The sequence below is a fragment of the Acidovorax sp. SUPP1855 genome (genome assembly GCF_030158955.1).
GTDB lineage: Bacteria > Pseudomonadota > Gammaproteobacteria > Burkholderiales > Burkholderiaceae_C > Paracidovorax.
Window position 1 is genome coordinate 52,206 of record NZ_BQXI01000002.1, and the last position, 25,552, is coordinate 77,757.

The window sequence follows — 25,552 nt, forward strand, 5'->3', positions numbered from 1 at the left end:
CCCCGCGCGGCGCAGGGGGTCAGTTCACCACCTGGGCCAGCGCGCCCGCGGCGTACTGGCCGGCCACGACCTGCAGGCTGTGGCCCTTGATCTTGGGTGCCTGGCCTTCGCAGCCGAACTCGATGTAGCGCTGCTTGCAGATGGCCTTGGCGGCCTCGCGCGCGGGCTTGAGCCATTCGCGGGCGTCGAACTTTTCGGGGTTCTCGGCCAGAAACTTGCGCACGGCGCCCGTCATGGCCAGGCGGATGTCGGTGTCGATGTTGATCTTGCGCACGCCGATCTGGATGGCCTTCTGGATTTCCTCGACGGGCACGCCATAGGTTTCCTTCATGTTGCCGCCGTACTGGCGAATGATCTCCAGCAACTCCTGCGGCACGCTGGAGCTGCCATGCATGACCAGGTGGGTGTTGGGGATGCGGCGGTGGATTTCCTGGATGCGGTCGATGGCCAGGATGTCGCCCGTGGGCTTGCGCGTGAACTTGTAGGCGCCGTGGCTGGTGCCGATGGCGATGGCCAGCGCGTCGAGCTGCGTGCGCTTGACGAAGTCGGCGGCCTGCTCGGGGTCGGTCAGCAGTTGCTCGCGCGTCATGGTGGCGTCGGTGCCGTGGCCGTCTTCCTTGTCGCCTTTCATGGTCTCCAGCGAGCCCAGGCAGCCCAGTTCGCCCTCGACCGTGACGCCGACCTTGTGCGCCATGTCCACGACCTTGCGCGTCACGTCCACGTTGTATTCGTAGCTGGCGATGGTCTTGCCGTCGGCCTCGAGCGAGCCGTCCATCATCACGGACGAAAAGCCCAGGTCGATCGCGCCCTGGCACACGGCGGGGTTTTGGCCGTGGTCCTGGTGCATGACCAGGGGAATGTGGGGGTAGGCCTCGACGGCGGCCTGGATCAGGTGCTTGATGAAGGCTTCGCCGGCGTACTTGCGGGCGCCGGCGCTGGCCTGCAGGATGACCGGGGCGCCCGTCTCGTCGGCGGCGGCCATGACGGCCTGGACCTGTTCCAGGTTGTTCACGTTGAAGGCGGGAATGCCGTAGCGGTTTTCGGCGGCATGGTCGAGCAGTTCGCGCATCGAGACGAGAGGCATGGGATGGGTCCGTTCAATGGTGGGCAGTGGGGAAGGCACGCAGGCCCTGAAGGGCCGTCGGCCGCGGTGGTAACCGCTTCGTAACCGGCGATTTTATCCGGTCGGCCCCGCCGGGGAATTCATGAATTCCAGACGGTAGCAGGTGGTGAATGGCGGCGGCACGGCGCCCGGGCCGAAGCGCGCGCCGTGCGCCTCCGCCACGCGCGCGACAATCTCGTGTCCCAGGTGCAGGCTGTCCACCGGTGCGGGCGCAGCGCCCTGGGCATGGTGCCGGGCGCCGTCGTCCACCACCTGCAGCCAGGGGCCGCCGTGCTCGGCCTGCCCCAGCTGCACCTCGATGCGGGTGCCGTGCGGCGTGTGCTTGAGGGCGTTCTCCAGCAGGTTGCGCAGGGCGATCTCCAGCAGCACCGCGTTGCCGTGCCAGACCAAGGCGCCGGGCGCCGCGACGGCGATGCTGTCCTCGCGCGCCCAGGCCGCCTGGGCGTAGTCGGCGCTCACGCCGCGCGCCAGTTCGGCCAGATCGACGGGCGCGGCCGCCTCGTGCAGCTGGGTGCGGCTGGCGCGTGCCAGGGCGAGCAGCTGGTTGAGCACGTGCCCGGCGCGCAGCGCATCCTGCCCGATCCGGGCCAGCGCCTGGGCCTGCTCCTGCGCCGACAGCCCCCCGTCCAGCGCCCGCGCCTGCAGCACGATGGACGACAGCGGCGTGCGCAGCTCGTGCGCCACCTCGTTGGCCAGCCGCCGCTCGCGCGCCAGCGCCGCCTGCTGGCGGTCCAGCAGGGTGTTGATGGACACGACCATCGGGTCGAGTTCGCGCGGGGCGTTGCCGGCGTCCAGCCGCTCGGCCCGCACCACGTCCAGCCGGGCCACGGCGTCCGACAGCGAGTACAGCGGCCGCAGCCCGCGCCGCACCGCCAGGCCCAGCGCCAGCGCCACCACCGGCAGCAGCCACAGCCCGGGCTCGATGATCTGGCCGGCGATGTCGTCGGCCAGGTCGTCGCGCTCGTCCAGGTTGAGCAGCACCATGATCTTGCGTTCGTGGGCCGCATCCCACTGCGAGAACCCGCGCCAGGACACCGGCGGCTCGCCCAGCTCCAGGTCGGCGAAGCCGTCCGGCAGGTCGAACGCCGGCAGCGGCGCGCTGCCCGTGCGCGACAGCAACTGGCCGTTCGCTCCCCACAACACCACGCTCAGCGATTGCTGGTAGTCATGCGCCTTGAGCCAGGGCGTGGGGGCGCGTCGCGTGGCCAGTGACGGCTCGACCCCGTCGGAGGCGCGCAAATTGAGCAGCAGCGCGGCGACGCTGGCCAGGTGCCCGTCGGTCAGTTCGTCGGCCTCGTGCACCCCGGTCTGGTAGCCCAGCCCGACGAAGGTGCCCCACACGACCACCAGCGCGCCCAACGTCCACAGCAGCAGGCGCCGCATGAGCGAGCCCCTGCGCACAGGTGGCACAGGTGGCACAGGTGGCACGGGCGCCGCGGCGATGTCGGCGGGCTCGGGGATCGGTGGGTCGGTCGGAAGGACGCGGCTCATGGCGTGTCCTCCAGCGGCATGAAGTAGCCCACGCCGCGCATGGTCTGGATGCGCCCGCTGCCGAGCTTGCGGCGCAGATGGTGGATGTGCACTTCCACCGCATTGCTCTCCACCGCGCTCTGCCAGCTGTAGAGGCTTTCCTCGATCTGCTGGCGCGACAGCACCCGGCCGCGCGACTCCAGCAGCACCAGCAGCACCGAAAACTCGCGTGGGGACATGTCCACCTGCTGTCCGGCGCGGCGTACCGTGCGCGCGGCGGGGTCCACCTCCAGATCGCCATGGCGGATGGTGGGCGATGCCCGGCCCGCAGCCCGGCGCAGCAGGGCGCGCAGGCGCGCTTCCAGCTCGTCCACGTCGAACGGCTTGGCCAGGTAGTCGTCGGCCCCTTCATCCAGGCCCGCGATGCGCTGGTGGACCTGGTCCCGGGCGGTGAGGATCAGCACCGGCAGGGCCGGATCGGGCAGCGCGGGCGCGCCCGGGGCACCGGGCGGGCTGTGGCGCAACCGGCGCAGCAGCTGGGCGCCATCGCCATCGGGCAGGCCCAGGTCCAGCAGCACGGCATCGAACCGCTCCATGCGCAGGGCGCTCCAGGCGGCCGCCACGCTGGAACACACGTCCACCGCATAGCCGCGCTGGTGCAGGTTGGTGCGCAGGCCGTCGGCAATGCCTGCATCGTCTTCGACCACGAGGATTCGCATGGGGGCGATTGTCACCGCGATGCGCGGCGTTCCATGACCCCAGCCGTCCGGACCCGTTAAGACGGCGTTAAGAGCGGCTGCCTATCGTCCGCCCCCATGCCGATTTCCGCCTCCCCCGGCGCCGCAACTGCCGCGCCCCGCTCCGCCCCTCCGCTTCAACCGCTGGCCTGGGCGCTGGCCATTCTGGTCGCACTCATGGCCTGGGACACCTCGGGCCTGGACCTCGATCTGGCCCGCCTGTTCGGCTCGGCCCATGGCTTTCCCTTGCGCGACCATTGGCTTTTCGTGCACGTCCTGCACGAAGGCGCGCGGCGGCTGGGCTGGGTGCTGGTGCTGGTGCTCGCTGTCGGCGTGTGGTGGCCGGTGGGCGTGCTGCGCCGGCTGGACCATGGCGAGCGGGTGCAGATGGCGATCAGCGCCCTGCTGTCGCTGGGGGTGATTGCGCTGCTCAAGCAGGGCAGCACCACCAGTTGCCCCTGGGATCTGTCGGAGTTCGGTGGCGTGGCGCGCTACGCCTCGCATTGGGCCCTGGGCGTGATGGACGGCGGCGGCGGCCACTGCTTTCCCGCAGGGCATGCCTCGGCCGGCTTCGCGTTCCTCGGTGGCTATTTCGCCCTGCGCCACAAGGCGCCACGCGCCGCGCGCTGGTGGCTGGCCGGCGCCCTGGCCGCCGGTGTCATCCTCGGACTGGCGCAGCAGGCACGCGGCGCCCACTTCACCAGCCACACGCTGTGGACCGGCTGGTTCTGCTGGATGACGGGCTGGCTGTGCGACCTCGGGGGACAGTGGATGCGCCGGCATTTCCCGGAACTGGACAGCCACCTGACCGCCGAAGCCGACGCCCATGCTGTCCATTGAACTGGCGCTGTTCACGGCCGTGAACGCCACGGCAGCGACCCCGGCCGGCATCGTGACCGCCGCGCGCTGGCTGTCGCAGGGGTTCCCCATCCTTGCAGGGCTGCTGGTGGCCGCGGGCCTGGCCTTTGGCAGCCCCCGGCTGCGCCAGGCCCTCATGCTGAGCCTGGTGGCCGTAGTAGTCGCCTGGTGCGCCGCGCACGGCATCCGCGCATGGTTTCCCATGCCCCGCCCGGGGCAGCTGGGCCTCGGCGTGCAGTGGATCGAGCACGGCGTCCGCGCGGGCTTTCCCAGCATGCATGCCACCGGCGCGTTCGCGCTGGCCCAGGGGTTGGCCCTGGGGCTGCACCGGCGCCACGCGCCCTGGCAATGGCTGGCCTTCGGACTGGCGGCGGCCGTGGCGTGGAGCCGTGTCTGCCTGGGCGTGCACTTTCCCGCGGACGTGCTGGCGGGCGCACTGACCGGCTGCGCGAGCGCCCTGTTCGCCAGGGCCCTGCTGCGGCACGCGCTCAGCTGGCGCGGCAGATCTTCAGCATATTGGTTCCGCCCGGCGCGCCCATCGGCTCGCCGCACGTGATCGCGTACAGGTCGCCCTGCTGCACGATGTTGCGGCTCTTGAGGTGGCCTTCGGCCTGTTCCAGCGCGGTGTCGCGGTCGGCGCTGGTGTCCATGAGCAGCGGGCGCACGTTGCGGTACATGGCCATCTTGCGCTGCGTGGCCACCTTGGGGGTGAGCGCGTAGATGGGAATGTGGATGCGGTGGCGGCTCATCCACAGCGCGGTGGAGCCGCTCTCCGTCATGGCCACAATGGCCTTGGCCCCCAGGTGGTGGGCCGTGAAGAGCGCGCCCATGGCGATGGACTGGTCGATGCGGCCCAGGGTCTGGCCGGTGAAGTCGGAATCGCGCTCGGGGTCTTCCGCCGCCTCGGCGGCGGCGCAGATCTTGGCCATCTCCTCGACCGTCTCCAGCGGGTATTTGCCCGCAGCGGTCTCGGCGCTCAGCATCACGGCGTCGGTGCCGTCCAGCACGGCGTTGGCCACGTCGCTCACCTCGGCGCGCGTGGGCACGGGATTGGTGATCATGCTTTCCATCATCTGCGTGGCGGTGATGACGACCTTGTCCATGTCGCGCGCCATGCGGATCATCTTCTTTTGCAGCGCCGGAACGGCCGCGTTGCCCACCTCCACGGCCAGGTCGCCCCGCGCCACCATGATGCCGTCGGACACGCGCAGGATCTCCTCCAGGCGCGGCACGGCCTCGGCCCGCTCGATCTTGGCGATCAGGCCCGGCTTGTGCCGGTACTCGGCTGCAGCCACATTGCACAGCTGGCGCGCCATTTCCATGTCGGTGGCGTTCTTGGGGAAACTCACGGCCACGTAGTCGGCCTGGAAGCTCATCGCGGTGCGGATGTCTTCCATGTCCTTGGCGGTGAGGGCCGGTGCGGTGAGGCCGCCTCCCTGCTTGTTGATGCCCTTGTTGTTGGACAGCTCGCCACCGATCTTGACGGTGGTGTGCACTTCCTCACCGCGCACGGCGTTCACCACCAGCACGATCAGGCCGTCGTTGAGCAGCAGCACGTCGCCGGCCTTCACATCGCGCGGCAGTTCCTTGTAATCGAGGCCCACGCCGTTGTCGTCGCCCGGAATGGTGCGCGACGCGTCGAGGATGAAGGACTGGCCCTGCTGCAGCTGCACGCGGCCTTCGGCGAACTTGCCCACGCGGATCTTGGGGCCCTGCAGGTCGGCCATGATGGCCACCTCGCGGCCCGCGCGCTGTGCGGCCTCGCGCACGGCGATGGCGCGATCGATGTGGTCCTGCGCCTTGCCGTGGCTGAAGTTCAGCCGCACCACATTGACCCCGGCACGGATCATCTGCTCCAGCAGTTGCGGGTCGCTGGAAGCGGGCCCGAGGGTGGCAACGATCTTGGTGGCGCGGCGGATCTGCATGGCGGTTCGGTCTCTCTGCATGGATGTAATCGGGTTTCAATTTTGCATGAAAAGAGGTTACATCACCTTCAGGCAGACCCCGACTGCGCGCCATGGCCAAAGCAGGTCTGCGCTGGCAGGGACTGCAGCGGGCACCCCGCTGCGGCACGGACCTGGGGGTCCGCCCACGATGCCCGAGCGGACCACCCACCCGGGCATCGAAGCCTCAGGCTTGTGCGTCGCCTTCTGGGTGGGGGCGGCGCCGGCGCAGTCCCTGCTGGGGCGCGCCGCCAGCGGCAAGGGCCTCGGCTTCGGCCTCCCGGCGGACCGCACGCACCGCGCCCTCTGCCTGCCAGCTTCCTCCGATGGCCGCGTACCCCAACCCCGCCAACATGCCGGCGAGGGAATTGCTCAACAAGTCCTGCTGACTTAGCGTCCCCCCGCGGTTCACATTCCCGAGGATGTTGAAGACGGCATTCCCCGCCGAGATGGCGGTGATGCGCGCAGGCGTCTGGTCCAGCAAACGGCCATAGTCCGTTCCCGTGACGCGAGGATTCCATTGCTGCACCGTACCGGACTGCAGCGCCTCCTGCTGGGTGACGGATATCCAGTCCGCGGTCTCCACCGCCCAGTTGATGGCGGCCTTGATGGCGGACACCCCTGCAATGTCGCCCCACGCATCGCTTCGGGCGCCACTGCTGCTGGCCCCATCCAGCAGCACGGCGCGGGCGGCAGCAGTATCCCCTCCCAGAATCGGAAGCTGGGACCACGCGTTGTTGCCCACGACGTTGGCCAGTCCATAGAACAGGCTGGCCGAGTTGAGGTGGCTGCCGCTCACGCCGCCGGACGTTTCCTCCTGCGTGCCGACCATGCTGAAGGACGCCTGAATGAAGTCGCGTGCGAAGGAATACGCAACGGTCTTGATGTCCCCTGCAAGCACATCGGTGGCCATGCCCACGTTGCCGGTGAGCGTGCCATGCAGCGACAGCCCGATTGAGGCCATGGACGCACCGATCTGCTCCAGCGTCACGATGCGCGACATGAGCTGCTGCGTCTGGCGCATTGACGCGCGCTGATGGTCCGAACATTCGGCCCATTGCTCCGCGGTCATCGCATGAAAACCCCGCGCGGCCGTGTCCGGATCGCGTGCCTCGCGCCGTTCCCGCATCACGGCCATGCCGATGTTGAGCAGCCCCACGCCCACCTGCATGCCCAGGACCATGTTGGGCGGTGTGGCGCGAAACGCGACCTTCATGGACTCCCCCATCATCTCGCGCAGAAAGGTGGGCACGAAGACCGAAGCCGCCTGGTGGATGCCATGGCCCAGTACCGCGCCCATGATGCGCTGGCTGGGCAGCATCGAACCCACGGCCTGCACGGTGGTGGACTCCGAGACCGCGGTGCGGGCCGCAGTGGCCGCCTCCCCGAGCCGGTGCAAGGCCGCCCCTCCGGTTTCCATCGCGCCGATGCCCAATTGCCGCAGCATCGCGTTCCAGCTCTGCGGCTCAGGCACCGCCGGCTCCTCGTGTTCCTGCAGCTCTGGCATATCGACCCGGCGACTGGCGCGCAGGAACCGGTCCAGCGGGATATCAACGAGCTCTTCCAGCGCCGGCAACTGGCCCATGGCCGAGAACGACGCATTGGCGTTTGAAACCTCGGTCATCGCCGTTCCCTCACCGAAACCACCGGCGTTCGGAGTAACGGGTTCGCTGCTAATCCAGCGACGGCTGCCTCCGGATAGGGGGGTATGGAAGGATTCGGAACGCGTAGGACTGGACAGCAGGGAGAACGAATCCCCTTCTTTAAGCGCCTGGCGCGGCGGCATCGTCTGCGGATGCGCATGGGACAGGCCTCGCCGGCCGGTCAGCGACTCGTGCTGAAGGCGTCCGGAAATGCTGGCGCCCGAGGAGCGGGCCTGGGGCATCTGAGGTTCAGGGGAAAGTGTGGGGCGGATCGGTGTGGTCGAACCGGACGCGTTCGTTTTATTGAGCATGGGTACGCTCCTTGTGGCCGCCGGAGGCTTCGGGTGCCGCGCAGGGAACGCCCGCCTGCACGGCATTGGCCAGCGCAGCCAGTTGCAGAATGTGCCGAGCGACGACCTCCGCCGAGGCGTTGCCCAGTGGACACCGGCACAGCAGTTGCGGCCCCGCGAAACCGCGGGCAAAAACGGCTCCAAGGCTGAGCATCAGCTGCGTGGATGCCTGCAGCGCGGCCACGCGCCGGGCCGGATCGTCCAGGCAGTCTGCGAGCAAGGGCGCTGTCATGATCAGCGCCTCCTCGTCCACGTCGGGCACCAAGGCAATGGTGCGGCTTTCCAGGGCGATGGTTCCGGTGCGCGAGGCATCCTTTGCCTGCTCCTGCGATGCGCCCAGGAACAAGGCCGTGTCCCTGACCAGCGCCAGAACGCGGGATGACGCTTCGAACTCCTGCACAGGGGCGGGTGGCTGCGGGCGGGGTGCGAGAACGGCGCTCATTGCACACCTCCTTTGCGCGGCGAGGCTGCGCCCAGTGCCAGCACCCCCTCCCGGGTGGCTTGGCACATGGCCAGCAAACCGCCAAGCTGCGCGGCAAGAAGCTGCTCGTTTTCCTGCTGCGTCTCCAGGCGGCGCACCAGCACGGCATCGCCGTTGTCTTCCATGCCATAGCCCCAGTCGGAGCTGAGCATCGACTGCCCGTTGGCGACCAGCAGCGCGTCGGTCCAGGTTTGCGCCGGAACATGCTCGGGCCGGGCCATCGTGGCAATGGCGGCCCATGGGCCATTGTCCCGATGGCTCAGGGGTGCCACGCGCAGCGTGAACGGCCCCACTTTCGCTTCGCCCGTTTCTCCAAAAATCCGGGCAGTGGCCTCGTCGGCCCCCAGTTGCAGGGCTGCGTCCCTGGCACAGGCCTTGCGCCGGGATGACAGTGCGGGGCCACGCACGGGTGGCTTCGGTTTTGCGTTTTTCATCGTCGTTCTTTCAACCGTTATCGCTTATATATTTCCGCGCGACATGCGGATTTGGTGCCCTTTACACCAGCCGGCAGTCGTCTCTGAAAATGTGCCGGCCGTTCCATCGTTGAATGTGCGAAGGCGCCACATGCCTCGACAAGCGAAGCGATTGGCCGGGTTGCGAAAAACAAAGTTGACAGGAACGCGCGACATTGAACCTTGGCAGGCGCGCCGGATCATGGCCCCCCGCCGAGCGGTCGATTCCATCAGGCCGCAAGGTGCATCGCGCAGCGTGGAATCCTTCCATTCAATGCACTAACGCAAATGAGAAATATTCTCATTTGTGTGACAATGTGCGCCGTGAGCCAGACAACCTGCAGGGACGACGGTGCCGCGATCGGCAGTGTTCAGACCGCGCGAGAGGGTATCCAGCAGACAACCCTTTTCGACGCACTCCATGGTTCACTGCCTGCACCTCCGGCCTGTTTCTCTTGCGCACGGCGCCCTGCGCTTCGCCCCCATTCCGCATGCCCTTCGCCCGCTGGCGGGTGCTGCGCTCCTGGCAGTCCTCGCCGCCCCTGCCGCGCCGGCGTGGGGACAGGGCTCCGGCACCGGCACCCCAGGCGCCGTGAGGACGGCACTGCTGCCGCAGGTGGACGTGGTGGACGAGGCCGAACGCAGTCCAGGCACCTCCACCGTCGTCAGCGGCGAGGCACTGGAGCAGGCTGGCAGCATGAAGGACGTGGTGCGCAACCAGCCGCTGGTCTCGGCCCCGGGCACCGCTGCGGGCACCACCCGCAATCGCAGCAGCTTCGACCGCTCCGGCACGACGGGCTACAACATCCGCGGGATCGAAGGCAACCGAGTGGGCATGGACGTGGACGGCGTGGAAATGCCCGACGCCACCACCCGCCCCTACGTGAGCCGCGTGGGCGCGAACACCTTCGGCATCGGGCGCGACTTCATCGACCCCGAGATGTTTTCCTCGGTCAACATCCTGTCCGGCACCACCTCCGCCAGGCGCTCCGCCGGCGGCATCGGGGGCGCCGTGAGCTTCAAGACCAAATCGGCGAGCGACTACCTGCGGGGCGACCGGACCTCGTACCTGGGCGCCAAGATCGGCTACGACTCGGCCGACCGAGCATGGAACGAGAGCTTCACCGGCGCCGCCCGCAGCGGCGACCTCGATGGCCTGATCGCCTATTCGCGCCGGGACGGCCACGCGGCGCGCAACCACAGCGACGTGGTGAACAGCTACCCCGACGACTGGCACTCGGACGCCCTGCTGCTCAAGGGCGGCCTGCGCGTGGACGGCAGCAATCGGCTGGAACTCTCGGCCGACCTGTACCGCCGCAAGAATGACACCTTCTTCCACGGGTGGAACACCACCAACACGGCCATCACCGAGCAGTCCCGCCAGGCCAGCGACACGGAGCGCAACACGCTGCAGCTGACCCACCAGTGGACGCCGCGCAATGCCTGGGTGGACCACGCGGACACCCGCCTGTACTTCCAGGACACGGGCACCACGGACGTGACCGACACCACCACGCTGGCCACCGGCGCCCTGGTGCGCAATCTTTCCGAGAACCAGACCCGCACCTGGGGGGCATCCACCACGGCGGACAAACGCATCGGCCGGCACCAGCTGAGCTTCGGCGCCAACGCCTCCACCCAGGACGTGGACCGCCCCTGGAACGTGGCGGGCTACATGAAGCCCCAGCCCGACACCACCACCCGGCGCCTGGGCGCCTTTCTCCAGGACGACATCGCCTTCGATGCGGGCGGCAAGCGGCTTGCCGTGATTCCCGCCCTGCGCGTGGACCGCATCGACATCCAGACCCGCAACCTCGGCAACTTCGTCTCCGGCGTGCTCACCGAGCAGGACGTGAGGCGCCTGTACGGCAATGCGCCCTCCACCACCCTCTGGAGCCCCAGCCTGGGCCTGACCTATGACCTCGCGCCGCGCTTTATCACCTATGCGCAGTACAAGCGCAGCGGCCGCGCGCCGTCGCCGGGCGAGATCTTCGGCTCGTGGAACATGGCCAGCAACTACGCCACGGGCAACCAGTACGCGCTGATCGGCAACCGCGACCTGAAGGAAGAGTCGAGCAACGCGTTCGAGGTGGGCGTCAAGGGATCGCCGGCCGACGGCGTGACGCTCAACAGCTCGGTCTTCTACACGCGCTACCGCGATTTCATCGCCTACACCCGCTACACGCGCGCCAGCGCGCCCAGCCTGTTCACGAACGTGCCTGCGCACATCGGCACCATCTACCAGGCCGAGAACCGCGACGAAGCCACCATCTACGGCCTCGAATTGAGCGCACGCCTGGAACACGGCCAGTGGAGCCCGGCGGCCCGCGGCCTGTACACCACCTGGGCGGTGGGCCTGAGCAAGGGCACGTCGCGGTCGCACTACGCCGGCGACAAGGATGTGGCGCTCGACTCCGTGCTGCCACGCAAGGCCATCGTCGGCGTGGGCTACGACGCACCCATGAAGCAATGGGGCGTGAACTTCACCGGCACCTTCGTGGCCGCCAAGCGGGCAGAGGCCACCAACCGCGACAGCTACACCAACGCGGGCGCGGCGCTCACCGACGCCACCACCCAGCTGTTCCGCGTGCCCGGCTATTCCGTGTTCGACCTGAGCGGCTACTGGCAGGTGAACAAGAGCGTGCGCCTGCAGGCCGGCATCTACAACCTGACCGACAAGCGCTACTGGGACTACGCCAGCGCCCGCAGCCTGCAGCCTTCGGTGGCGCGCGACCAGCGCGACATCGAACTGCTCACCCATGCCGGCCGCACGGTGGCGGTGTCGATGTCCGTCGCGTTCTGATCCGCCCGCGCCGGCCTCAGCCGGCCTTCTTTTTCCCCATTCCACAGGAGTCTTCCCATGCCACACCCACTGTCCCTCTTTTCCCACCGTCCTCGCGCCATCCGCCGGACCGGCATCGCCACCGCCGCCAGCGTGGCGGCACTGCTCGCGGCCTGCGCGGCCCCATCGGCCCCTGCCGGCGACGGCCCGGCGCGGCCGGCGGGCGGCCACGGCAATGCCGCCTTCATCGGTGGCTACGACGCCAATCAGGACGGCCAGGTCACCCGCGCCGAATACGACACGGTGCGCAAGCAGCGCTTCGCGGCTGCCGACACCAACCGGGACGGCTGGCTCAGCGAAGCCGAATACGTGGCCGAGTTCGAGGGGCGCCTGCAGCAGCAGTACGCCGCCCAGAAGCGCCCGCCCGACGCGGCCCACGCCGCGTCGATCCAGCAGGCCCATGTGCGCTTTGGCATCCTGGACAAGAACAAGGATGGCCGCCTGACCGAGGACGAAGAACTCGCCATCGCCGACCGGACCTTCAAAGGCGCGGACACCAACGGCGACGGCGTGGTCAATGCCGCCGACGCCAAGAAGCCTTGAGGCCGCCATCCATGCCTGCCATGCACACCGCCCCTTTCTTGCCGCGGCTGCGGCGCGCCGGCCTGGCGCTGGCCCTGGGCCTTTGCGGCCTGGCCCGCGCCCACACGCCCTACCTGCTGCCCGCAAGCTTCGACATCGAGCCCGGCTCCACCGTCAGCGTGGACGCCGGCTTCACCGAGAAGTTCTTCCTGCCTGACGTGGCGTTCGGCGACACGCGCTTTGCCATCACCACGCCCGATGGCGGCACGCTGCCGTTCGGCGATGTGCGCCAGTTCAAGACGCGCACCGTGGCCGAGCAGAAGCTGCCCGGCGCCCAGGGCACGTACCGGCTCAGCACCGGCCCGCGCCTGGGCGCGATCTTTCGCAGCTGGGAGCACGGCGGCAAGGTCGAGGTGGCACGCGACCCCGCCACGCCGATGCCGCCCGGCGCCAGGCTGCTGAGCCACTACCAGTCGCTATCCATCTCCGAGGCCTATGTGACCGCGGGGCCCCCCACGCGGGCCGCGCTGGCGGGCTCGGGCAAGGGGCTGGAGATCGTGCCCGCCACGCACCCGAGCGATCTGTTCGCCAACGAAGCCTTCGACTTCGCCGTGCAGTTCGACGGCCAGCCGCTGGCCGGGCAGAAAGTGGACCTCTACCGCTCGGCGATGGACCTCGCCAGCCAGCACAGCGCCGAGAGCCTGAAGACCGATGCGCAAGGCCGCATCCACTACGTGCCGCCACAGCCCGGCGTGTACCTGGCCCTGGTGCGCCACCGTGCGCCCGCGCCGCAAGGCGCGGCGGCCCCGATGTACGGCCACAACTACACGCTGACCTTCCGGGTGCTGGCCCCGTAGCGCGCGGTGAGGGGCGTCAGCCCCGCATCAACGCCTCGATCTCGTCCGCCTTCACCGGCACGCCGCGCGTGATCAGCTCGCAGCCGCCGTCGGTGACAATGGCGTCGTCCTCGATGCGGATGCCCAGATGATGGAAGGCCTCGGGCACGCCCGGGGCCGGGCGCACGTACAGGCCCGGCTCGATCGTCAGCACCATGCCGGGCCGCAGGATGCGGCTGGGGCGGTTGGCGATGGTCTCGCCCGAGAGCGGGTCCTTGCGCTCGCTGACCTGCCCGACCTCGGACGGCTCCACGTAGCTGCCGCAGTCGTGCACGTCCATGCCCAGCCAGTGGCCGGTGCGGTGCATGTAGAACTGGAAGTAGGCGCGGCTGTCGATCACGTCCTGCGCCGTGCCCACCGTGTTCCTGTCGAGCAGGCCCAGGTCCAGCATGCCCTGCGCCAGCACGGCCACCGTGGCGTCGTGCGGGTCGTTGAAGCGGGCGCCGGCCTTCGTCGCCGCGATGGCCGCGTCCTGGCTTGCCAGCACCAAGTCGTACAGCGCGCGCTGCGGCCCGGTGAAGCGGCCGTTGGCAGGAAAGGTGCGCGTGATGTCGCTGGCGTAGCCGTCGAGTTCGCAGCCCGCATCGATCAGCACCAGTTCGCCGTCGCGCACCGGGGCGGCGTCGGCGCGGTAGTGCAGCACGCAGGCATTGGCGCCGGCGGCGACGATGGAGTTGTAGGCCGGGCACTGGGAGCCGGCTTCGCGGAAGGCATGCAGCAGTTCGGCGTCCAGGTGGTACTCCCGCACGTCCTCGCCCGCGCGCAGCATGCACGCGCTGCGCTGCATGGCGCGGATGTGGGCCTGGGCGCTGATGGCCGAGGCGCGGCGCATGGTGTCCTGCTCGTGCGCGTCCTTCACCAGCCGCATTTCGTCGAGCAACGTGCACAGGTCGTCCTGCTGCGCCGGGCACAGCGCGCCGTAGCGCACCCGTGCGCGCACCTGGTTCAGCCAGCCCTCCACGCGCGCGGCCAGGCCCGTGTGGATGGCGAACGGGTACCAGACCCGGGTGCGGTTTTCGAGCAGGCGGGGCAGTTGCGACTCCAGCACGGCGGCCGAGTGCGCGGCGTCCACGCCCAGCGTGCCCACGGCGGCCTCGGGGCCCAGGCGGTAGCCGTCCCAGATCTCGCGCTCCAGGTCCTTGGGCTGGCAAAACAGCGTGCTCTGACCCTGCGCCGTGATCACCAGGCAGGCGCCCGGCTCGGTGAAGCCGGTGAGGTAGTAGAAGTAGCTGTCGTGCCGGTACAGGAAGTCGCTGTCGCGGTTGCGCGGGCGCTCCGGGGCGGTGGGCACGATGGCGATGCCGCCTTCGCCGAGCATCGAAGCAAGGCGGGCGCGGCGCTGGGCGTAGAGGGAGTTCTGTGGGCTCATGCAGGCATTCTCAGGGCATCGGCCGGGGGGCATTTGCAATTCCATCGGGCAAATTACATTTCGAATCACTGCAGGCGCGCGCCGGCCTGGCAGTGCCCGCAAAGCATTCGAGAATGGCGGGCTCCCCCTCTCTCTGGATCGCGCATGTCCGGTTTTGCCCCGCTGCAGTTCATTTTGACGACCTTCCTGCCGCTGCTGGGCCTGGGGCTGACGGTGGCCCTGCTGGGCTACGGCGCCTATGCCCTGTGAGTCGACGTGCCGCAAAAGCTGGTGCTGTCGCGCCGGGCCCTGCTGGTGCTGTGCGGCGTGGCGCTGCTGTGCAACGCATGGCTGGGGCTGCGCCTGTACCTGTCGCACAGCGAGCGGCAGGAATGGAAGGACGGCGCCGTGCACCGTGCCAGCCGCGAGCGCTTCGCGCTGGCGCAGGATTTCCAATACGGCGAGTTGCTGATCCCGGCCGGCAGCTTGGTCAACCGCCAGGACCCGTTCGACAAGGGCGAGCCTTCGCGCCCCGTGGCGCTGCATGGGCTGGAAGCGGTGCGGTTTTCGCAGCCGGTGCTGGTGGCCGGGGTTTGGGCCAGCGCGCTGCAGATCAACCCGCTGCGCGTGGAGCTGGCGCAGGACCAGCGCATCGGACCGCTCTACCGCTACGACGCGGCCAGCCAGGGCTGGATGTCCAACAAGCTGGTGCCCGCGCTGGCCTGCAAGAAAGGCCAGATGGCCGTGTTCCAGGTGCCGCACATTCCCTACGACGTGCCGGCAGAGGTGGGCAAGCCGCCACCGGACGGTCCCGCCGCGCGTTTTCTGCCCAGCCAATGGCTGTTCCGCAACTGCGAGGCGGCGCCGCCCATTGCCGTGCAGCCGGCAAACAGCGGCACCGCACCGGCCCAGTGATCGCAAAGCGCCGAAAAAGGCCGCCCCAAGGCCTCAGCGGTTGAGCTGCGCCAGCCGCTGCGGCGTGCCCACGTCGGTCCAGCGGCCGGTGTAGAGCGATGCGGTGACGCGGCCTGCGTCCATGGCCCGGCGCAGCAGCGGTGCCAGCGCGGCGCTGGTTCCCGTCGGATTGCCGGCAGGCACATCGCACCAGGGCGCGCCGAACAACTCCGCCCGCAGCAGCGCGAGGGTGCTGTAGGTGTAGCGCGGCGCGGTGCTGTCGGCCGGCAGGTTCAGCGCCAGTCCCGTGTCCGACCGACCGAAGTCCCCGCGCGGGTGGTGCTCCGGGTTGGGCACCAGCCACAGGTGGGCCAGCGCGGTGCTGGCGGCAAAGCGCTGCGCGGCATCGGCCGCGAACACGAAATCGGGCGCGAACACGTCGCCTGCCGCCAGCCAGAAGACGGGCCCCAACTGCGGTAGCGCCCGTGCGATGCCGCCGGCGGTCTCCAGTGCACCACCGAAGTCGCGGCCTTCGTGCGAGTATGAAATCGATAGCAGGTTGCCGGCGGATTCATTGCCCTGGAGGCCGAAACGACCCCCAAACCGCGCGCTGATCTGCTCGCCCAGCCACGCCGTGTTGATGACGGCGCGTGGCACGCCCGCGTGGACCAACGCACGCAGGTGCCACTCCAACAGCGGCACGCCCTGAGCCGCCAGCAGCGGCTTCGGGCACGCATCGGTCAACGGGCGCATGCGCTCGCCGCGGCCTGCGGCCAGCACCATGGCGGGAATCTGCGCGCCTCCCTGGACCGGCAATGGGGTCTGCACGGCCGCTGTCATGCTGCAACGCCCTGGGCCAGCGCGCCGCGCTGCAGCGCATGCCGCTGCGCCCGGGCCGGTTCGAACAAGGCCAGCAGCGCGGCCATCAGCGACTCGGCCTTGGCCGAATGGTCGCCGCCGAAATTGCACACGTACACATCCAGCGTGACCGCGCCCAGTTCGGGCCAGGTGTGCACGCACAGGTGCGACTCGGCCAGCAGCAGCGTGGCCGTCACGCCGCCCGGCCCCTGCGCGGTGGCCGGGAAGGTGTGGAACAGCTGGCCCACGGCCTGCAGCCCGGCCGCCTGCACGGCGCCGGCGCAGGCGCGGCCCAGCGCGGCAGCATCGGTCAGCCAGTGCGGCGCGCAGCGGCATTGCTGGAGATCGGCGGTGAGGTGCAGGCCTTGCATGGGGCTGCACTGTAGTGCATCGGGGCCCGGGGACGGAGCCCCGGGAGCCGCCCCGGTAAAATGCCGGGTTTTCCCCCCACCGCCCCCTTCCGGAGCCGCCCCTGATGGCCAATTCTCAACAAATGGCGAATGCGATCCGCGCACTCGCAATGGATGCAGTTCAACAGGCCAATTCCGGCCACCCCGGCGCCCCGATGGGCATGGCCGACATGGCCGTCGCGCTGTGGGGCCGCCATCTGCGGCACAACCCCGCCAACCCGCACTGGCTGGACCGCGACCGCTTCGTGCTGTCCAACGGCCACGGCTCCATGCTGCTGTACGCGCTGCTGCACCTCACGGGCTACGACCTGCCCATCCAGGAGCTGAAGCACTTCCGCCAGTTGCACAGCAAGACGGCCGGCCACCCCGAATACGGCATCACGCCCGGTGTCGAGACGACCACCGGCCCCCTGGGCCAGGGCATCACCAACGCCGTGGGCTTCGCGCTGGCCGAGAAGCTGCTCGCCAAGGAATTCAACCGCGACGGCCATGCCGTGGTGGACCATCACACCTATGTCTTCCTGGGCGACGGCTGCCTGATGGAAGGCATCAGCCAGGAAGCGCTGTCGCTGGCCGGCGCCTGGAAACTCAACAAGCTGATCGCGCTGTATGACGACAACGGCATCAGCATCGACGGCCAGGTCGCCCCCTGGTTCGTGGACGACACCCCCGCCCGCCTGCGCGCCTGCGGCTGGAACGTGATCGGCCCCGTGGACGGCCACGACGTCGAGGCCGTGGCGGCCGCGGTGCAAAGCGCCAAGACCTCCACCGACAAGCCCACGCTCATCGTCTGCAAGACCGCCATCGGCAAGGGCTCGCCCAACCGAGCGAACACCTCCAAGGCCCACGGCGAGCCCCTGGGCGCCGACGAGATCACGCTTACGCGCAACGCCATCGGCTGGAGCCACGTGCCCTTCGAGATCCCGGCCGAGGTCTATGCCGACTGGAGCGCCAAGGACACCGGCGCCCAGGCTGAAGCCGAATGGCGGCAGCGCTTCGACGCCTATGCCGCCGCCTTCCCCGAACTGGCCGCCGAGTTCACCCGCCGCATGGCCGGCGACCTGCCCAAGCACTTCGCGCAGACCGCCGTGGACACCGTGGTCGGCATGCACACCAAGGGCGAGACCGTGGCCAGCCGCAAGGCCAGCCAGCTGACCCTGGAAGCCTTCACCGCGCAACTGCCCGAGCTGCTGGGCGGCAGCGCCGACCTGACCGGCTCCAACCTCACCAACACCAAGAGCACGCCGGCCCTGCGCTTCGACGAACACGGCGACGTGCAGCAGGTGGAAGTGAACGTGGGCGCCGAGACGGTGCGCGTCGGCGGGCGCCACATCAACTACGGCGTGCGCGAATTCGGCATGGCCGCGATCATGAACGGCATCGCCCTGCACGGCGGCTTCATCCCCTACGGCGGCACCTTCCTCACGTTCAGCGACTACAGCCGCAACGCCATCCGCATGGCCGCGCTGATGAAGCTGCGCGTGGTGCACGTGTTCACCCACGACTCCATCGGCCTGGGCGAAGACGGCCCGACCCACCAGTCGATCGAGCACGCCGCCAGCCTGCGCCTCATCCCGAACCTGGACGTGTGGCGCCCGGGCGATACGACCGAAACCGCCGTCGCATGGAGCGTGGCCCTGTCCAACCGCACCCAGCCCACGGCCCTGCTGCTGTCGCGCCAGAACATCGCCTATGCCCCCAAGCGCGACCTGGGCGACATCAGCCGCGGTGCGTACGTGCTGTCCGAGCCGGCCGACGTGGGCATCAAGAAGAAGGCCCAGGCCGTCATCATCGCCACGGGTTCGGAAGTGCAACTGGCGCTCAAGGCGCAGCAACTGCTGGCCACGCGCAAGATCGCCGTGCGCGTGGTGTCCATGCCCAGCACGACGACCTTCGACCGCGAAGACACCAAGTACAAGCAATCCGTGCTGCCCGCCGGCATCCCCCGCATCGCGGTGGAGATGGGCGTGACGGACGGCTGGTGGAAATACGGCTGCGCCGCCGTGGTCGGCATCGACACCTTCGGCGAATCGGCCCCGGCGCCGGTGCTGTTCAAGCACTTCGGCTTCACGGAAGAGAACGTGGCCGATACGGTGCAGGCGGTGCTCAAACGATAGTCATCGACCGGTACGGATTGACCCATCGTTTTTCAAGAACAGCGCATTTTTCGCTCATGTTTAATTGATTGAATGAATGACGTACAGCAAGCGAGCCAAGATATTCCTTTTCGGCGTCCTTGGCTTGATTGCTGCCTTTCTGCTGTTCTTGATTTTTGCCTGGTCTACTTTTGATGTTTCAGAGGCCGGCCGCCATTCAATGGCATACCAATTGGCGGCTCCCGGACATCTCCGCGATGTGGAGATCATTGGAGAATGCAGACCTCCAAAATATCGATGGAAGGGACGCGACGGAATGGGAGTGCCATTCAGCTCTTTGAATTACTGCAGTTCGGCGCCAACCACTGATATTTTCAAAATTTATCGCCAAGCATTTGCAAGCCATTCATGCAAGATTGAAACCTCGATACCCGAATCCAAATCAGGGAGTCTATTGATTTTATTTTGCGACAGCCAGAATTTCTCTTCAATTCAAATTTTTATTGCGGACAATTCGAAATGCAGTGACATAGTTATTAGCTTCATCGGAAATAATTAAATCGGGAGAGAAAATGGCGAATTTCCAGACGATATGGAACAACCATCCTGGCGTAACGAGAGAAAAGCCACTGCTTAACGTGGCGACGTATGAAAATCAGTGTGCTGTGAATGTAGCCGCTGCGCTGATGCGTTCTGGATACGATCTCAGTACATTCAGAGGCACAAGGTCTTGGCAAAAAGATGCCGTCAAATACCCATTGCGAGCAGAAGAGTTAGTTTCATGGCTCGATACGGCTGCATCCAAGTTACCTAGCAGAGCCATCAGGTTCACAGGCAAGCAGATTGCCGACAAGCAGACAGGGCAGGATGTTTTCAAGATTCTCAATGGCAAAACGGGCATCCTCTTTTTCAAAAACTATTGGGGACCTGGCCGGCAGGGAGATCATATCGACCTATGGAATGGCTCTAGGATGACGGCTCTTAGTTCCTGGGTTCGTGTCCAATTCGGCATTTCGCTAGATGGCTATTGGTCTGACTATTTGAAGGCAGAAGAGGCAATGTTCTGGAATATCCCATGAGGCATTTTTTATTTATTCTTTCAGGGACTATAGCTGCGGGCTTTTTGGCATATTGGGGCATGTTTCATGCGTTTGCCGCTTGGTATGGCCCCCGCTACATTAAAAATGATAACGACATAGGCGATCTCATCATTTTGTCGTTGGGAATATGTTGCCTGCTCTCCATTCTAGGAGGGTGGGCAGGACACCGAATTTATAAAAATCGACTTTAAAAACCGTCGTTTTCTATTCATTTACCGAAAATCCACCTATTTCTTGATGAGCGCAAAATACAACCATTCGCTTTTAAGCTCGCAAAGAGACCAAAGCAAAAAATTTCATAAACATCATTCATAAAGGGTAATTCCATGACAATCAAGATTGGCATCAATGGCTTCGGCCGCATCGGCCGCATGGTGTTCCGCGCCGCCGTGCAGAACTTCTCCGACATCGAAGTCGTCGGCATCAACGACCTGCTGGAGCCCGACTACCTGGCGTACATGCTCCAGTACGATTCGGTGCATGGCCGCTTCAAGGGCACCATCGCGGTGGAGGGGAACACCCTGGTCGTCAACGGCAAGAAGATCCGCCTCACGCAGGAACGCGACCCGGCGCAGCTCAAGTGGAACGAGGTCGGCGCCGATGTGGTGATCGAAGCCACGGGCCTGTTCCTGACCAAGGAAACGGCGCAAAAGCACATCGACGCGGGCGCGAAGAAGGTCATCCTGTCGGCACCGTCCAAGGACGACACGCCGATGTTCGTGCATGGCGTGAACTGCCATTCCTACGCCGGCCAGCCCATCATCTCCAACGCCTCGTGCACCACCAACTGCCTGGCCCCCGTGGCCAAGGTGCTGAACGACAAGTGGGGCATCAAGCGCGGCCTGATGACCACCGTGCACGCCGCCACCGCGACGCAAAAGACCGTGGACGGCCCGTCCAACAAGGACTGGCGCGGTGGCCGCGGCATCCTGGAAAACATCATCCCCAGCTCCACCGGCGCCGCCAAGGCCGTGGGCGTGGTGATCCCGGCGCTCAACAAGAAGCTCACCGGCATGTCGTTCCGCGTGCCCACCTCCGACGTGTCGGTGGTGGACCTGACCGTCGAGCTGGAAAAGCCCGCCACGTACGCCGAGATCTGCGCTGAAATGAAGTCGCAGTCGGAAGGCGCGCTCAAGGGCATCCTGGGCTACACCGAAGACAAGGTGGTGGCGACCGACTTCCGCGGCGAAAGCTGCACCAGCGTGTTCGATGCCGATGCCGGCATCGCCCTCGACGACACCTTCGTGAAGATCGTGTCCTGGTACGACAACGAATGGGGCTACTCCAACAAGTGCCTGGACATGGTGCGCGTGGTGTCTTCCCGCTGAGACAGCGCCCGCTTGCCGGACCATCGGAACGCGCCTTCGGGCGCGTTTTTCTTTGGGCAAGCGGTTTCGAGCCGACACCCGCCGCTTTGCCACCACCCATCGGCACGGACCTGGATCGCATCGGCAGGAACGCGCTCGCAACCGTTGCTTTCGGATGCATTGCTCACGTTTCGTCGGACATTGCCCACGCGGCCTGCTGCGATGGGCCTACGCCGGAGGGCAGGCCCAACCCGAACAATCGGAACCCTGTCGCCAGGGGCACCCGTCACCGGGACCCGCCCCGAAGCGCCATTCCATCCCTGTCCGGAGAAAAACACCATGCCGACCTTCACCTTGATCCGAACTGCCACTGCCGTGCTGGCGCTGGGCGCACTTGCCGCCTGCTCCTCCACCCCCAAGCCCACCGAGCAGATGGCCGTGAGCCGCACTGCCGTGGACCGCGCGACCACCGCGCCCAAGGTGGCCGCCAACGCCCCCGTGGAACTGCAGAGCGCCCGTGACAAGTGGACCCAGGCCCAGCAGGCCCTGGACAGCAAGGACTACACGCGCGCCCGCCGCCTGGCCGCCGAAGCGGAAGCCGACGCCCGCGTGGCCGAGACGAAAGCCGAAGCCACGGACAACGCCGCCACGCTGCAGCAAGTCAAGACCAGCATCCAGTCGCTGCAGGACGAAATCACCCGCCGCGCGCCACCCGTCCCTGGCGCCATGCCACCCCCACCCCCTCCTGCGCCCATGGCCGCCCCCATGCCTGCACCCATGCCCGGTGCCGTGCCTCCGGCCCGCTGAGGCGCCGGGCCTTCGGGCCCGCCTTCCTGACCGGCCGCCCACACCCACGCGCCACCGCGGCGCGGCCGCCCATCCCCCGATTTGAAGGACACCACCATGCAGTCATCCAACCTCCGCCGCACCTCCACCCTGGCCGCTGCCCTGCTCGCCGCCGGCCTGCTGGCCGCCTGCGCGTCGCCCGGCCCCCTGCCGGCCGTGGAGCAGGCCCGCTCCGCCGTGAACCGTGCCGCCACTGATCCGGCCGTGAACCAATATGCCCAGCTCGAACTGAAGGCCGCCACCGACACGCTGGCCCGCGCCGACCATGTGCTGCGCGACGAGAAGGACGAGTCCGAAGCCAACCACCTGGCCTACCTTGCCACGCAGCGCGCCGCCATCGCCACCAACACGGCCCAGGCCCGCCGGCTGGACGCCGAGATCAAGCAGGCCGGCAGCGAGACCGACCGCCTGCGTCTGGAAGCGCGCACCCGCGAGGCCGAAGCCTCGGCCCGCAATGCGCAGGTCGCCCAGGCCCGTGCCATGACGGCCGAGCAACTCGCCGCGCAGCAGCAGGCGCAAGCCCGGGCCGCGCAGGACCGCGTGCGCCAGCTCGAAGCGCAACTGCGCGAGATCGAAGGCCAGCAGACCGAGCGCGGCCTGCTGGTCACGCTGGGCGATGTGCTGTTCGCCTTCAACAAGGCCGACCTGTCGGCCCAGGCCGGTCCGCGCCTGGACAAGCTGGCCAACTTCCTCAAGCAGTTCCCCGAGCGCAAGCTGCTGATCGAGGGCTACACCGACAGCGTGGGCTCGGACAGCTACAACCAGGAACTGTCGGAGCGCCGCGCCCAGGCCGTGCGTGACGCGCTGGTGCAGCGCGGCGTGGACACCAGCCGCATCACGGCACGCGGCTACGGCAAGTCCTACCCCGTGGCCGAGAACGGCTCGCCCGAAGGCCGCGCCATGAACCGCCGCGTCGAGATCGTGATCGCCGACGCCCAGGGCAACCTCAAGGGCCGTTAAAGTCCAACGACCCGTGGGCGGGCCACCGCCCGCACCGACCGCCGCCGTTTCCCTGCATCTGCCGGGCACGGCGGCTTTCTTTCGTCTCCCACCCTTTCTGGATCCGATCCGCCATGCATCCTGACTTGCCCGATGCCGCACGCCATGTGCTGACCTTCTGGTTCGAGGACACCACGCCCCAGCAATGGTTCGCCAAGGACGCAGCGTTCGACGCTGCCATCCGCGACCGCTTCGCCCGCCTGCACCACGAGGCGGCGCAAGCCGAGCTGTGGGACTGGCGCGCCACGCCGCAGGGCCGGCTGGCGGAGGTGATCGTGCTGGACCAGTTCTCCCGCAACCTGCACCGCGACAGCGCCCAGGCGTTCGCGCACGACGGCATGGCCCTGGTGCTCGCGCAGGAGGCGGTGGCGGCCCAGGCCGACGGCGCCTTGCCGCCCGCGTGGCGCGCGTTTCTCTACATGCCTTACATGCACAGCGAGTCCGCTGCGGTGCAGGCGCGATCGGTCGCGCTGTTCACGCAGCTCGGCAATACCAACAACCTGGACTTCGCGGTGCGTCACCGGGACATCGTGGTGCGCTTCGGCCGCTTTCCGCACCGCAACGCCGTGCTGGGCCGCCCCTCGACTCCGCAGGAGACGGCCTTCCTGCAGGAGCCCGGCAGCGCGTTCTGAGGGGCTGCTGCCGAGCGCCCCTCAGCGCCCCTGCATTGCGGCGAAGCCCTTGGCGGCCTCCTGCACATCGGGCGGGAAGTCCGACATCTCCTGGATCTGCCGCACCTCGATGGTTTCGTTGCCCGACGCCGGGCAGCGCGAGGCCCACGCGATCGCCTCCTCCCGGGAGGCCACCTCGATGATCCAGAACCCGCCCAGCACCTCGGCCACGCCGGGAAACGGCCCGGGCTGCACCTTGGGGGTACCGCCTTCGAAGGTGATGCGCACGCCCGCCGACGGTGGGTGCAGGCCTTCCAGCGACCGCAGCACGCCGGCGGCCTGCAGGCTTTCGTTGTAGGCCATCATGGCCGCGACGGCATCGGCCTCAGGCACGGTGCCGGGCGCAGCGGATTCGTAGCCGTGGGGAGTCATCAAGAGCATGAATCGCATGGCAGGGCCTCCGGGGCAGGGGTCAGGACTCGGTGGGGGGAATGGCGCCGGGCTCCATGAACATGACCTCCCACAGGTGCCCGTCCGGATCCTCGAAGCCGTGCTGGTACATGAAGCCGTGGTCCTGCGCCGCGCGCGGCGCCTTGCCGCCGGCGGCGATCGCCTGGCGCACGATCTCGTCCACGGCCGCCCGGCTGTCGCGCGACAGGCAGATCAGCACCTCGGTGGCGCGGTGCGCGTCGCTCACGGGCTTGTCGGTGAAGGTCTGGAAGAACGGCTGGGTGAGCAGCATGACGAAGCTGTGCTCGCCCACGATCATGCAGGTGGCCTGGTCGCTGGTGAAGCGCGGGTCGAAGCGAAAACCCAGCGCGGTGAAGAACGCGACGGACCGGGGCAGGTCCTGGATGGGCAGGTTCACGAACATCTGGGTGGCCATGGACATCTCCAAAAAAAGGGCGGGGCTTGTGTACGCCGTTCACAAACCTTAGCAGACACAATGGACAGCGTCCACATCGACAAACCCGCATGACCGAACCCGCCTCGCAGGCCCCGAACCCGCCCCCCAAAGCCACGCCGCCGCGCCAGACCTACCGCCACGGGGACTTGCGCCGCGCCCTGCTGGACGCGGGCGTGGCGCTGGCGCGCGAGGGCGGCCCGCAGGCCGTGGTGCTGCGCGAGGCCACGCGCCGGGCGGGCGTGGCGCCCAACGCGGCCTACCGCCACTTCGCCAATCGCCAGGACCTGCTGGAGGCCGTGCGCGCCGTCGCGCTGGCCCGCGTGGCGCGGGCCATGGAAGCCGAGCTGGCCGCCATCCCCGCCGGCCTGGCGCTGCCGGATCAGGCCCGGCGCAGCCTGCGCGCGGTGGGCACCGGCTACCTGCGCTTCGCACGCGAAGAGACGGGTCTGTTCCATGCCGCCTTCGCCGCTTCGGGCGACATCGGCCCCGAAACGCCGCACCATGCCGACAAGGGCGGCGCGACCGGGCTCGACCCCTTCCAACTGCTGGGCGCCGCGCTGGACCGCATGGTGGCGGCCGGCGTGCTGCCTGCCGAGCGGCGGCCCGGGGCGGAGTTCCTGGCCTGGTCGGCGGTGCACGGCCTGGCCCTGCTGGTGATCGACGGCCCCCTGGGCCGCGCGGTGGGGCCGCAGATGGACCGCGTGGCCCAGCGGCTCCTGGACATGGTGGAAAAAGGCCTGTGATCGGCAGGCCTTTCCAGCCTGCAGGGTTCATGGTCCGACCGGCCTCCAGCGCATATGTTGCTAGGGCATAGTGCTATATTTTTAGTAGCACAGCAGATTTCCATTGCGGCCCGCCG

26 protein-coding genes are annotated in these 25,552 nt (G+C 67.8%); 14 read left to right on the forward strand and 12 right to left on the reverse strand.

What is annotated here, in order from left to right:
• Nucleotides 1–19 precede the first annotated feature (19 nt).
• The 3 genes from fba to AVMA1855_RS01915 all read right to left on the reverse strand — a co-directional run bounded on the left by fba (nucleotide 20) and on the right by AVMA1855_RS01915 (nucleotide 3,312).
• Nucleotides 20–1,084 carry a class II fructose-bisphosphate aldolase gene (gene fba / locus AVMA1855_RS01905; protein ID WP_092742855.1) on the reverse strand — a complete coding sequence of 355 codons (1,065 nt, stop codon included), beginning with the start codon at nucleotides 1,082–1,084 and terminating at the stop codon, nucleotides 20–22.
• 93 nt (nucleotides 1,085–1,177) lie between these two features.
• Nucleotides 1,178–2,506 carry a histidine kinase dimerization/phospho-acceptor domain-containing protein gene (locus AVMA1855_RS01910; protein WP_284424565.1) on the reverse strand — a complete coding sequence of 443 codons (1,329 nt, stop codon included), beginning with the start codon at nucleotides 2,504–2,506 and terminating at the stop codon, nucleotides 1,178–1,180.
• Between the two features lie 104 nt (nucleotides 2,507–2,610).
• Nucleotides 2,611–3,312, reverse strand: coding sequence for a response regulator (locus tag AVMA1855_RS01915; protein ID WP_284424374.1), 702 nt, complete (start codon nucleotides 3,310–3,312; stop codon nucleotides 2,611–2,613).
• 96 nt (nucleotides 3,313–3,408) lie between these two features.
• Between AVMA1855_RS01915 and AVMA1855_RS01920 the strand changes: the two genes are divergently transcribed.
• Both AVMA1855_RS01920 and AVMA1855_RS01925 read left to right on the forward strand, forming a co-directional pair.
• Nucleotides 3,409–4,170, forward strand: coding sequence for a phosphatase PAP2 family protein (locus AVMA1855_RS01920; RefSeq protein ID WP_502870247.1), 762 nt, complete (start codon nucleotides 3,409–3,411; stop codon nucleotides 4,168–4,170).
• Nucleotides 4,157–4,744, forward strand: a complete 588-nt coding sequence (locus AVMA1855_RS01925) for a phosphatase PAP2 family protein (protein WP_284424375.1) — start codon at nucleotides 4,157–4,159, stop codon at nucleotides 4,742–4,744. The genes AVMA1855_RS01920 and AVMA1855_RS01925 overlap by 14 nt, the downstream gene beginning before the upstream one ends.
• Here AVMA1855_RS01925 and pyk read toward each other — a convergent pair.
• From pyk to AVMA1855_RS01945, 4 genes are all read right to left on the reverse strand, one after another.
• Nucleotides 4,677–6,113: a pyruvate kinase gene (gene pyk / locus AVMA1855_RS01930; RefSeq protein ID WP_284401746.1), complete on the reverse strand. Its 1,437-nt coding sequence runs from the start codon at nucleotides 6,111–6,113 to the stop codon at nucleotides 4,677–4,679. The genes AVMA1855_RS01925 and pyk overlap by 68 nt on opposite strands.
• A 205-nt stretch (nucleotides 6,114–6,318) precedes the next feature.
• Nucleotides 6,319–8,085: a hypothetical protein gene (locus AVMA1855_RS01935; protein ID WP_284424376.1), complete on the reverse strand. Its 1,767-nt coding sequence runs from the start codon at nucleotides 8,083–8,085 to the stop codon at nucleotides 6,319–6,321.
• A complete protein-coding gene (locus tag AVMA1855_RS01940) occupies nucleotides 8,075–8,566 on the reverse strand; it encodes a hypothetical protein (RefSeq protein ID WP_284424377.1) in 492 nt (163 codons plus the stop codon). Before AVMA1855_RS01940 ends, AVMA1855_RS01935 begins: the two co-directional genes overlap by 11 nt.
• Complete coding sequence (locus tag AVMA1855_RS01945; RefSeq protein ID WP_284424378.1) at nucleotides 8,563–9,039, reverse strand: hypothetical protein; 477 nt, start codon at nucleotides 9,037–9,039, stop codon at nucleotides 8,563–8,565. The genes AVMA1855_RS01940 and AVMA1855_RS01945 overlap by 4 nt, the downstream gene beginning before the upstream one ends.
• A 610-nt stretch (nucleotides 9,040–9,649) precedes the next feature.
• On the opposite strand from AVMA1855_RS01945, the gene AVMA1855_RS01950 reads away from it, so the two are divergent.
• Genes AVMA1855_RS01950 through AVMA1855_RS01960 form a run of 3 tightly spaced genes read left to right on the forward strand, consistent with a single transcriptional unit; the run spans nucleotide 9,650 to nucleotide 13,278 of the window.
• The gene (locus tag AVMA1855_RS01950; RefSeq protein WP_284424379.1) at nucleotides 9,650–11,860 is read left to right on the forward strand and encodes a TonB-dependent hemoglobin/transferrin/lactoferrin family receptor; all 2,211 of its coding nucleotides are present in this window, start codon (nucleotides 9,650–9,652) and stop codon (nucleotides 11,858–11,860) included.
• Between the two features lie 57 nt (nucleotides 11,861–11,917).
• A complete protein-coding gene (locus AVMA1855_RS01955) occupies nucleotides 11,918–12,442 on the forward strand; it encodes an EF-hand domain-containing protein (RefSeq protein WP_284424380.1) in 525 nt (174 codons plus the stop codon).
• 20 nt (nucleotides 12,443–12,462) lie between these two features.
• Complete coding sequence (locus AVMA1855_RS01960; RefSeq protein WP_284424381.1) at nucleotides 12,463–13,278, forward strand: DUF4198 domain-containing protein; 816 nt, start codon at nucleotides 12,463–12,465, stop codon at nucleotides 13,276–13,278.
• A gap of 16 nt (nucleotides 13,279–13,294) precedes the next feature.
• Here AVMA1855_RS01960 and AVMA1855_RS01965 read toward each other — a convergent pair whose 3' ends face one another.
• Nucleotides 13,295–14,686, reverse strand: a complete 1,392-nt coding sequence (locus AVMA1855_RS01965; protein WP_284424382.1) for an aminopeptidase P N-terminal domain-containing protein — start codon at nucleotides 14,684–14,686, stop codon at nucleotides 13,295–13,297.
• A 255-nt stretch (nucleotides 14,687–14,941) separates the two neighbouring features.
• Between AVMA1855_RS01965 and AVMA1855_RS01970 the strand changes: the two genes are divergently transcribed.
• Entirely contained in the window at nucleotides 14,942–15,580 is a 639-nt protein-coding gene (locus AVMA1855_RS01970; protein ID WP_284424383.1) for a hypothetical protein, read from the forward strand.
• Nucleotides 15,581–15,613: 33 nt separating this feature from the next.
• Here AVMA1855_RS01970 and AVMA1855_RS01975 read toward each other — a convergent pair whose 3' ends face one another.
• Together AVMA1855_RS01975 and speD are read right to left on the reverse strand one after the other, a co-directional pair.
• Nucleotides 15,614–16,399 carry a nucleotidyltransferase family protein gene (locus AVMA1855_RS01975; RefSeq protein WP_284424384.1) on the reverse strand — a complete coding sequence of 262 codons (786 nt, stop codon included), beginning with the start codon at nucleotides 16,397–16,399 and terminating at the stop codon, nucleotides 15,614–15,616.
• Nucleotides 16,396–16,788, reverse strand: coding sequence for an adenosylmethionine decarboxylase (gene speD / locus AVMA1855_RS01980; protein ID WP_284424385.1), 393 nt, complete (start codon nucleotides 16,786–16,788; stop codon nucleotides 16,396–16,398). The genes AVMA1855_RS01975 and speD overlap by 4 nt, the downstream gene beginning before the upstream one ends.
• A gap of 104 nt (nucleotides 16,789–16,892) precedes the next feature.
• Here speD and tkt point away from each other — a divergent pair, with 104 nt between their 5' ends.
• The 7 genes from tkt (at nucleotide 16,893) to AVMA1855_RS02015 (ending at nucleotide 23,807) form a co-directional block, all read left to right on the forward strand.
• Nucleotides 16,893–18,944, forward strand: a complete 2,052-nt coding sequence (tkt, locus tag AVMA1855_RS01985) for a transketolase (protein ID WP_284424386.1) — start codon at nucleotides 16,893–16,895, stop codon at nucleotides 18,942–18,944.
• A gap of 76 nt (nucleotides 18,945–19,020) precedes the next feature.
• Nucleotides 19,021–19,482, forward strand: coding sequence for a hypothetical protein (locus AVMA1855_RS01990; protein WP_284424387.1), 462 nt, complete (start codon nucleotides 19,021–19,023; stop codon nucleotides 19,480–19,482).
• Between the two features lie 13 nt (nucleotides 19,483–19,495).
• A complete protein-coding gene (locus AVMA1855_RS01995; protein ID WP_284424388.1) occupies nucleotides 19,496–20,002 on the forward strand; it encodes a type VI secretion system amidase effector protein Tae4 in 507 nt (168 codons plus the stop codon).
• Nucleotides 20,003–20,349: 347 nt separating this feature from the next.
• On the forward strand, nucleotides 20,350–21,351 hold the full coding sequence (gene gap / locus AVMA1855_RS02000; RefSeq protein ID WP_284424389.1) for a type I glyceraldehyde-3-phosphate dehydrogenase: 1,002 nt from the start codon (nucleotides 20,350–20,352) through the stop codon (nucleotides 21,349–21,351).
• Between the two features lie 318 nt (nucleotides 21,352–21,669).
• Entirely contained in the window at nucleotides 21,670–22,137 is a 468-nt protein-coding gene (locus AVMA1855_RS02005) for a DUF4398 domain-containing protein (protein WP_284409590.1), read from the forward strand.
• A gap of 96 nt (nucleotides 22,138–22,233) precedes the next feature.
• Nucleotides 22,234–23,136 carry an OmpA family protein gene (locus AVMA1855_RS02010; protein ID WP_284401668.1) on the forward strand — a complete coding sequence of 301 codons (903 nt, stop codon included), beginning with the start codon at nucleotides 22,234–22,236 and terminating at the stop codon, nucleotides 23,134–23,136.
• Between the two features lie 113 nt (nucleotides 23,137–23,249).
• Nucleotides 23,250–23,807: a DUF924 family protein gene (locus AVMA1855_RS02015; protein ID WP_284424390.1), complete on the forward strand. Its 558-nt coding sequence runs from the start codon at nucleotides 23,250–23,252 to the stop codon at nucleotides 23,805–23,807.
• Nucleotides 23,808–23,828: 21 nt separating this feature from the next.
• Here AVMA1855_RS02015 and AVMA1855_RS02020 read toward each other — a convergent pair whose 3' ends face one another.
• Entirely contained in the window at nucleotides 23,829–24,236 is a 408-nt protein-coding gene (locus tag AVMA1855_RS02020; protein WP_284424391.1) for a YciI family protein, read from the reverse strand.
• Nucleotides 24,237–24,258: 22 nt separating this feature from the next.
• The gene (locus AVMA1855_RS02025; protein WP_284424392.1) at nucleotides 24,259–24,672 is read right to left on the reverse strand and encodes a VOC family protein; all 414 of its coding nucleotides are present in this window, start codon (nucleotides 24,670–24,672) and stop codon (nucleotides 24,259–24,261) included.
• 89 nt (nucleotides 24,673–24,761) lie between these two features.
• On the opposite strand from AVMA1855_RS02025, the gene AVMA1855_RS02030 reads away from it, so the two are divergent.
• Nucleotides 24,762–25,436, forward strand: a complete 675-nt coding sequence (locus tag AVMA1855_RS02030) for a TetR/AcrR family transcriptional regulator (RefSeq protein ID WP_284424393.1) — start codon at nucleotides 24,762–24,764, stop codon at nucleotides 25,434–25,436.
• The last annotated feature ends 116 nt before the right edge of the window (nucleotides 25,437–25,552 follow it).

What these genes read in the sequence shown, in the direction of transcription:
- fba (WP_092742855.1), bottom strand. Translation starts at nt 1,084, where the DNA reads ATGCCTCTCGTCTCGATGCGCGAACTGCTCGACCATGCCGCCGAAAAC.
- AVMA1855_RS01910 (WP_284424565.1), bottom strand. Translation starts at nt 2,506, where the DNA reads ATGCGGCGCCTGCTGCTGTGGACGTTGGGCGCGCTGGTGGTCGTGTGG.
- AVMA1855_RS01915 (WP_284424374.1), bottom strand. Translation starts at nt 3,312, where the DNA reads ATGCGAATCCTCGTGGTCGAAGACGATGCAGGCATTGCCGACGGCCTG.
- AVMA1855_RS01920 (WP_502870247.1), top strand. Translation starts at nt 3,409, where the DNA reads ATGCCGATTTCCGCCTCCCCCGGCGCCGCAACTGCCGCGCCCCGCTCC.
- AVMA1855_RS01925 (WP_284424375.1), top strand. Translation starts at nt 4,157, where the DNA reads ATGCTGTCCATTGAACTGGCGCTGTTCACGGCCGTGAACGCCACGGCA.
- pyk (WP_284401746.1), bottom strand. Translation starts at nt 6,113, where the DNA reads ATGCAGATCCGCCGCGCCACCAAGATCGTTGCCACCCTCGGGCCCGCT.
- AVMA1855_RS01935 (WP_284424376.1), bottom strand. Translation starts at nt 8,085, where the DNA reads ATGCTCAATAAAACGAACGCGTCCGGTTCGACCACACCGATCCGCCCC.
- AVMA1855_RS01940 (WP_284424377.1), bottom strand. Translation starts at nt 8,566, where the DNA reads ATGAGCGCCGTTCTCGCACCCCGCCCGCAGCCACCCGCCCCTGTGCAG.
- AVMA1855_RS01945 (WP_284424378.1), bottom strand. Translation starts at nt 9,039, where the DNA reads ATGAAAAACGCAAAACCGAAGCCACCCGTGCGTGGCCCCGCACTGTCA.
- AVMA1855_RS01955 (WP_284424380.1), top strand. Translation starts at nt 11,918, where the DNA reads ATGCCACACCCACTGTCCCTCTTTTCCCACCGTCCTCGCGCCATCCGC.
- AVMA1855_RS01960 (WP_284424381.1), top strand. Translation starts at nt 12,463, where the DNA reads ATGCACACCGCCCCTTTCTTGCCGCGGCTGCGGCGCGCCGGCCTGGCG.
- AVMA1855_RS01965 (WP_284424382.1), bottom strand. Translation starts at nt 14,686, where the DNA reads ATGAGCCCACAGAACTCCCTCTACGCCCAGCGCCGCGCCCGCCTTGCT.
- AVMA1855_RS01975 (WP_284424384.1), bottom strand. Translation starts at nt 16,399, where the DNA reads ATGACAGCGGCCGTGCAGACCCCATTGCCGGTCCAGGGAGGCGCGCAG.
- speD (WP_284424385.1), bottom strand. Translation starts at nt 16,788, where the DNA reads ATGCAAGGCCTGCACCTCACCGCCGATCTCCAGCAATGCCGCTGCGCG.
- tkt (WP_284424386.1), top strand. Translation starts at nt 16,893, where the DNA reads ATGGCCAATTCTCAACAAATGGCGAATGCGATCCGCGCACTCGCAATG.
- AVMA1855_RS01990 (WP_284424387.1), top strand. Translation starts at nt 19,021, where the DNA reads ATGACGTACAGCAAGCGAGCCAAGATATTCCTTTTCGGCGTCCTTGGC.
- AVMA1855_RS01995 (WP_284424388.1), top strand. Translation starts at nt 19,496, where the DNA reads ATGGCGAATTTCCAGACGATATGGAACAACCATCCTGGCGTAACGAGA.
- gap (WP_284424389.1), top strand. Translation starts at nt 20,350, where the DNA reads ATGACAATCAAGATTGGCATCAATGGCTTCGGCCGCATCGGCCGCATG.
- AVMA1855_RS02005 (WP_284409590.1), top strand. Translation starts at nt 21,670, where the DNA reads ATGCCGACCTTCACCTTGATCCGAACTGCCACTGCCGTGCTGGCGCTG.
- AVMA1855_RS02010 (WP_284401668.1), top strand. Translation starts at nt 22,234, where the DNA reads ATGCAGTCATCCAACCTCCGCCGCACCTCCACCCTGGCCGCTGCCCTG.
- AVMA1855_RS02015 (WP_284424390.1), top strand. Translation starts at nt 23,250, where the DNA reads ATGCATCCTGACTTGCCCGATGCCGCACGCCATGTGCTGACCTTCTGG.
- AVMA1855_RS02020 (WP_284424391.1), bottom strand. Translation starts at nt 24,236, where the DNA reads ATGCGATTCATGCTCTTGATGACTCCCCACGGCTACGAATCCGCTGCG.
- AVMA1855_RS02025 (WP_284424392.1), bottom strand. Translation starts at nt 24,672, where the DNA reads ATGGCCACCCAGATGTTCGTGAACCTGCCCATCCAGGACCTGCCCCGG.
- AVMA1855_RS02030 (WP_284424393.1), top strand. Translation starts at nt 24,762, where the DNA reads ATGACCGAACCCGCCTCGCAGGCCCCGAACCCGCCCCCCAAAGCCACG.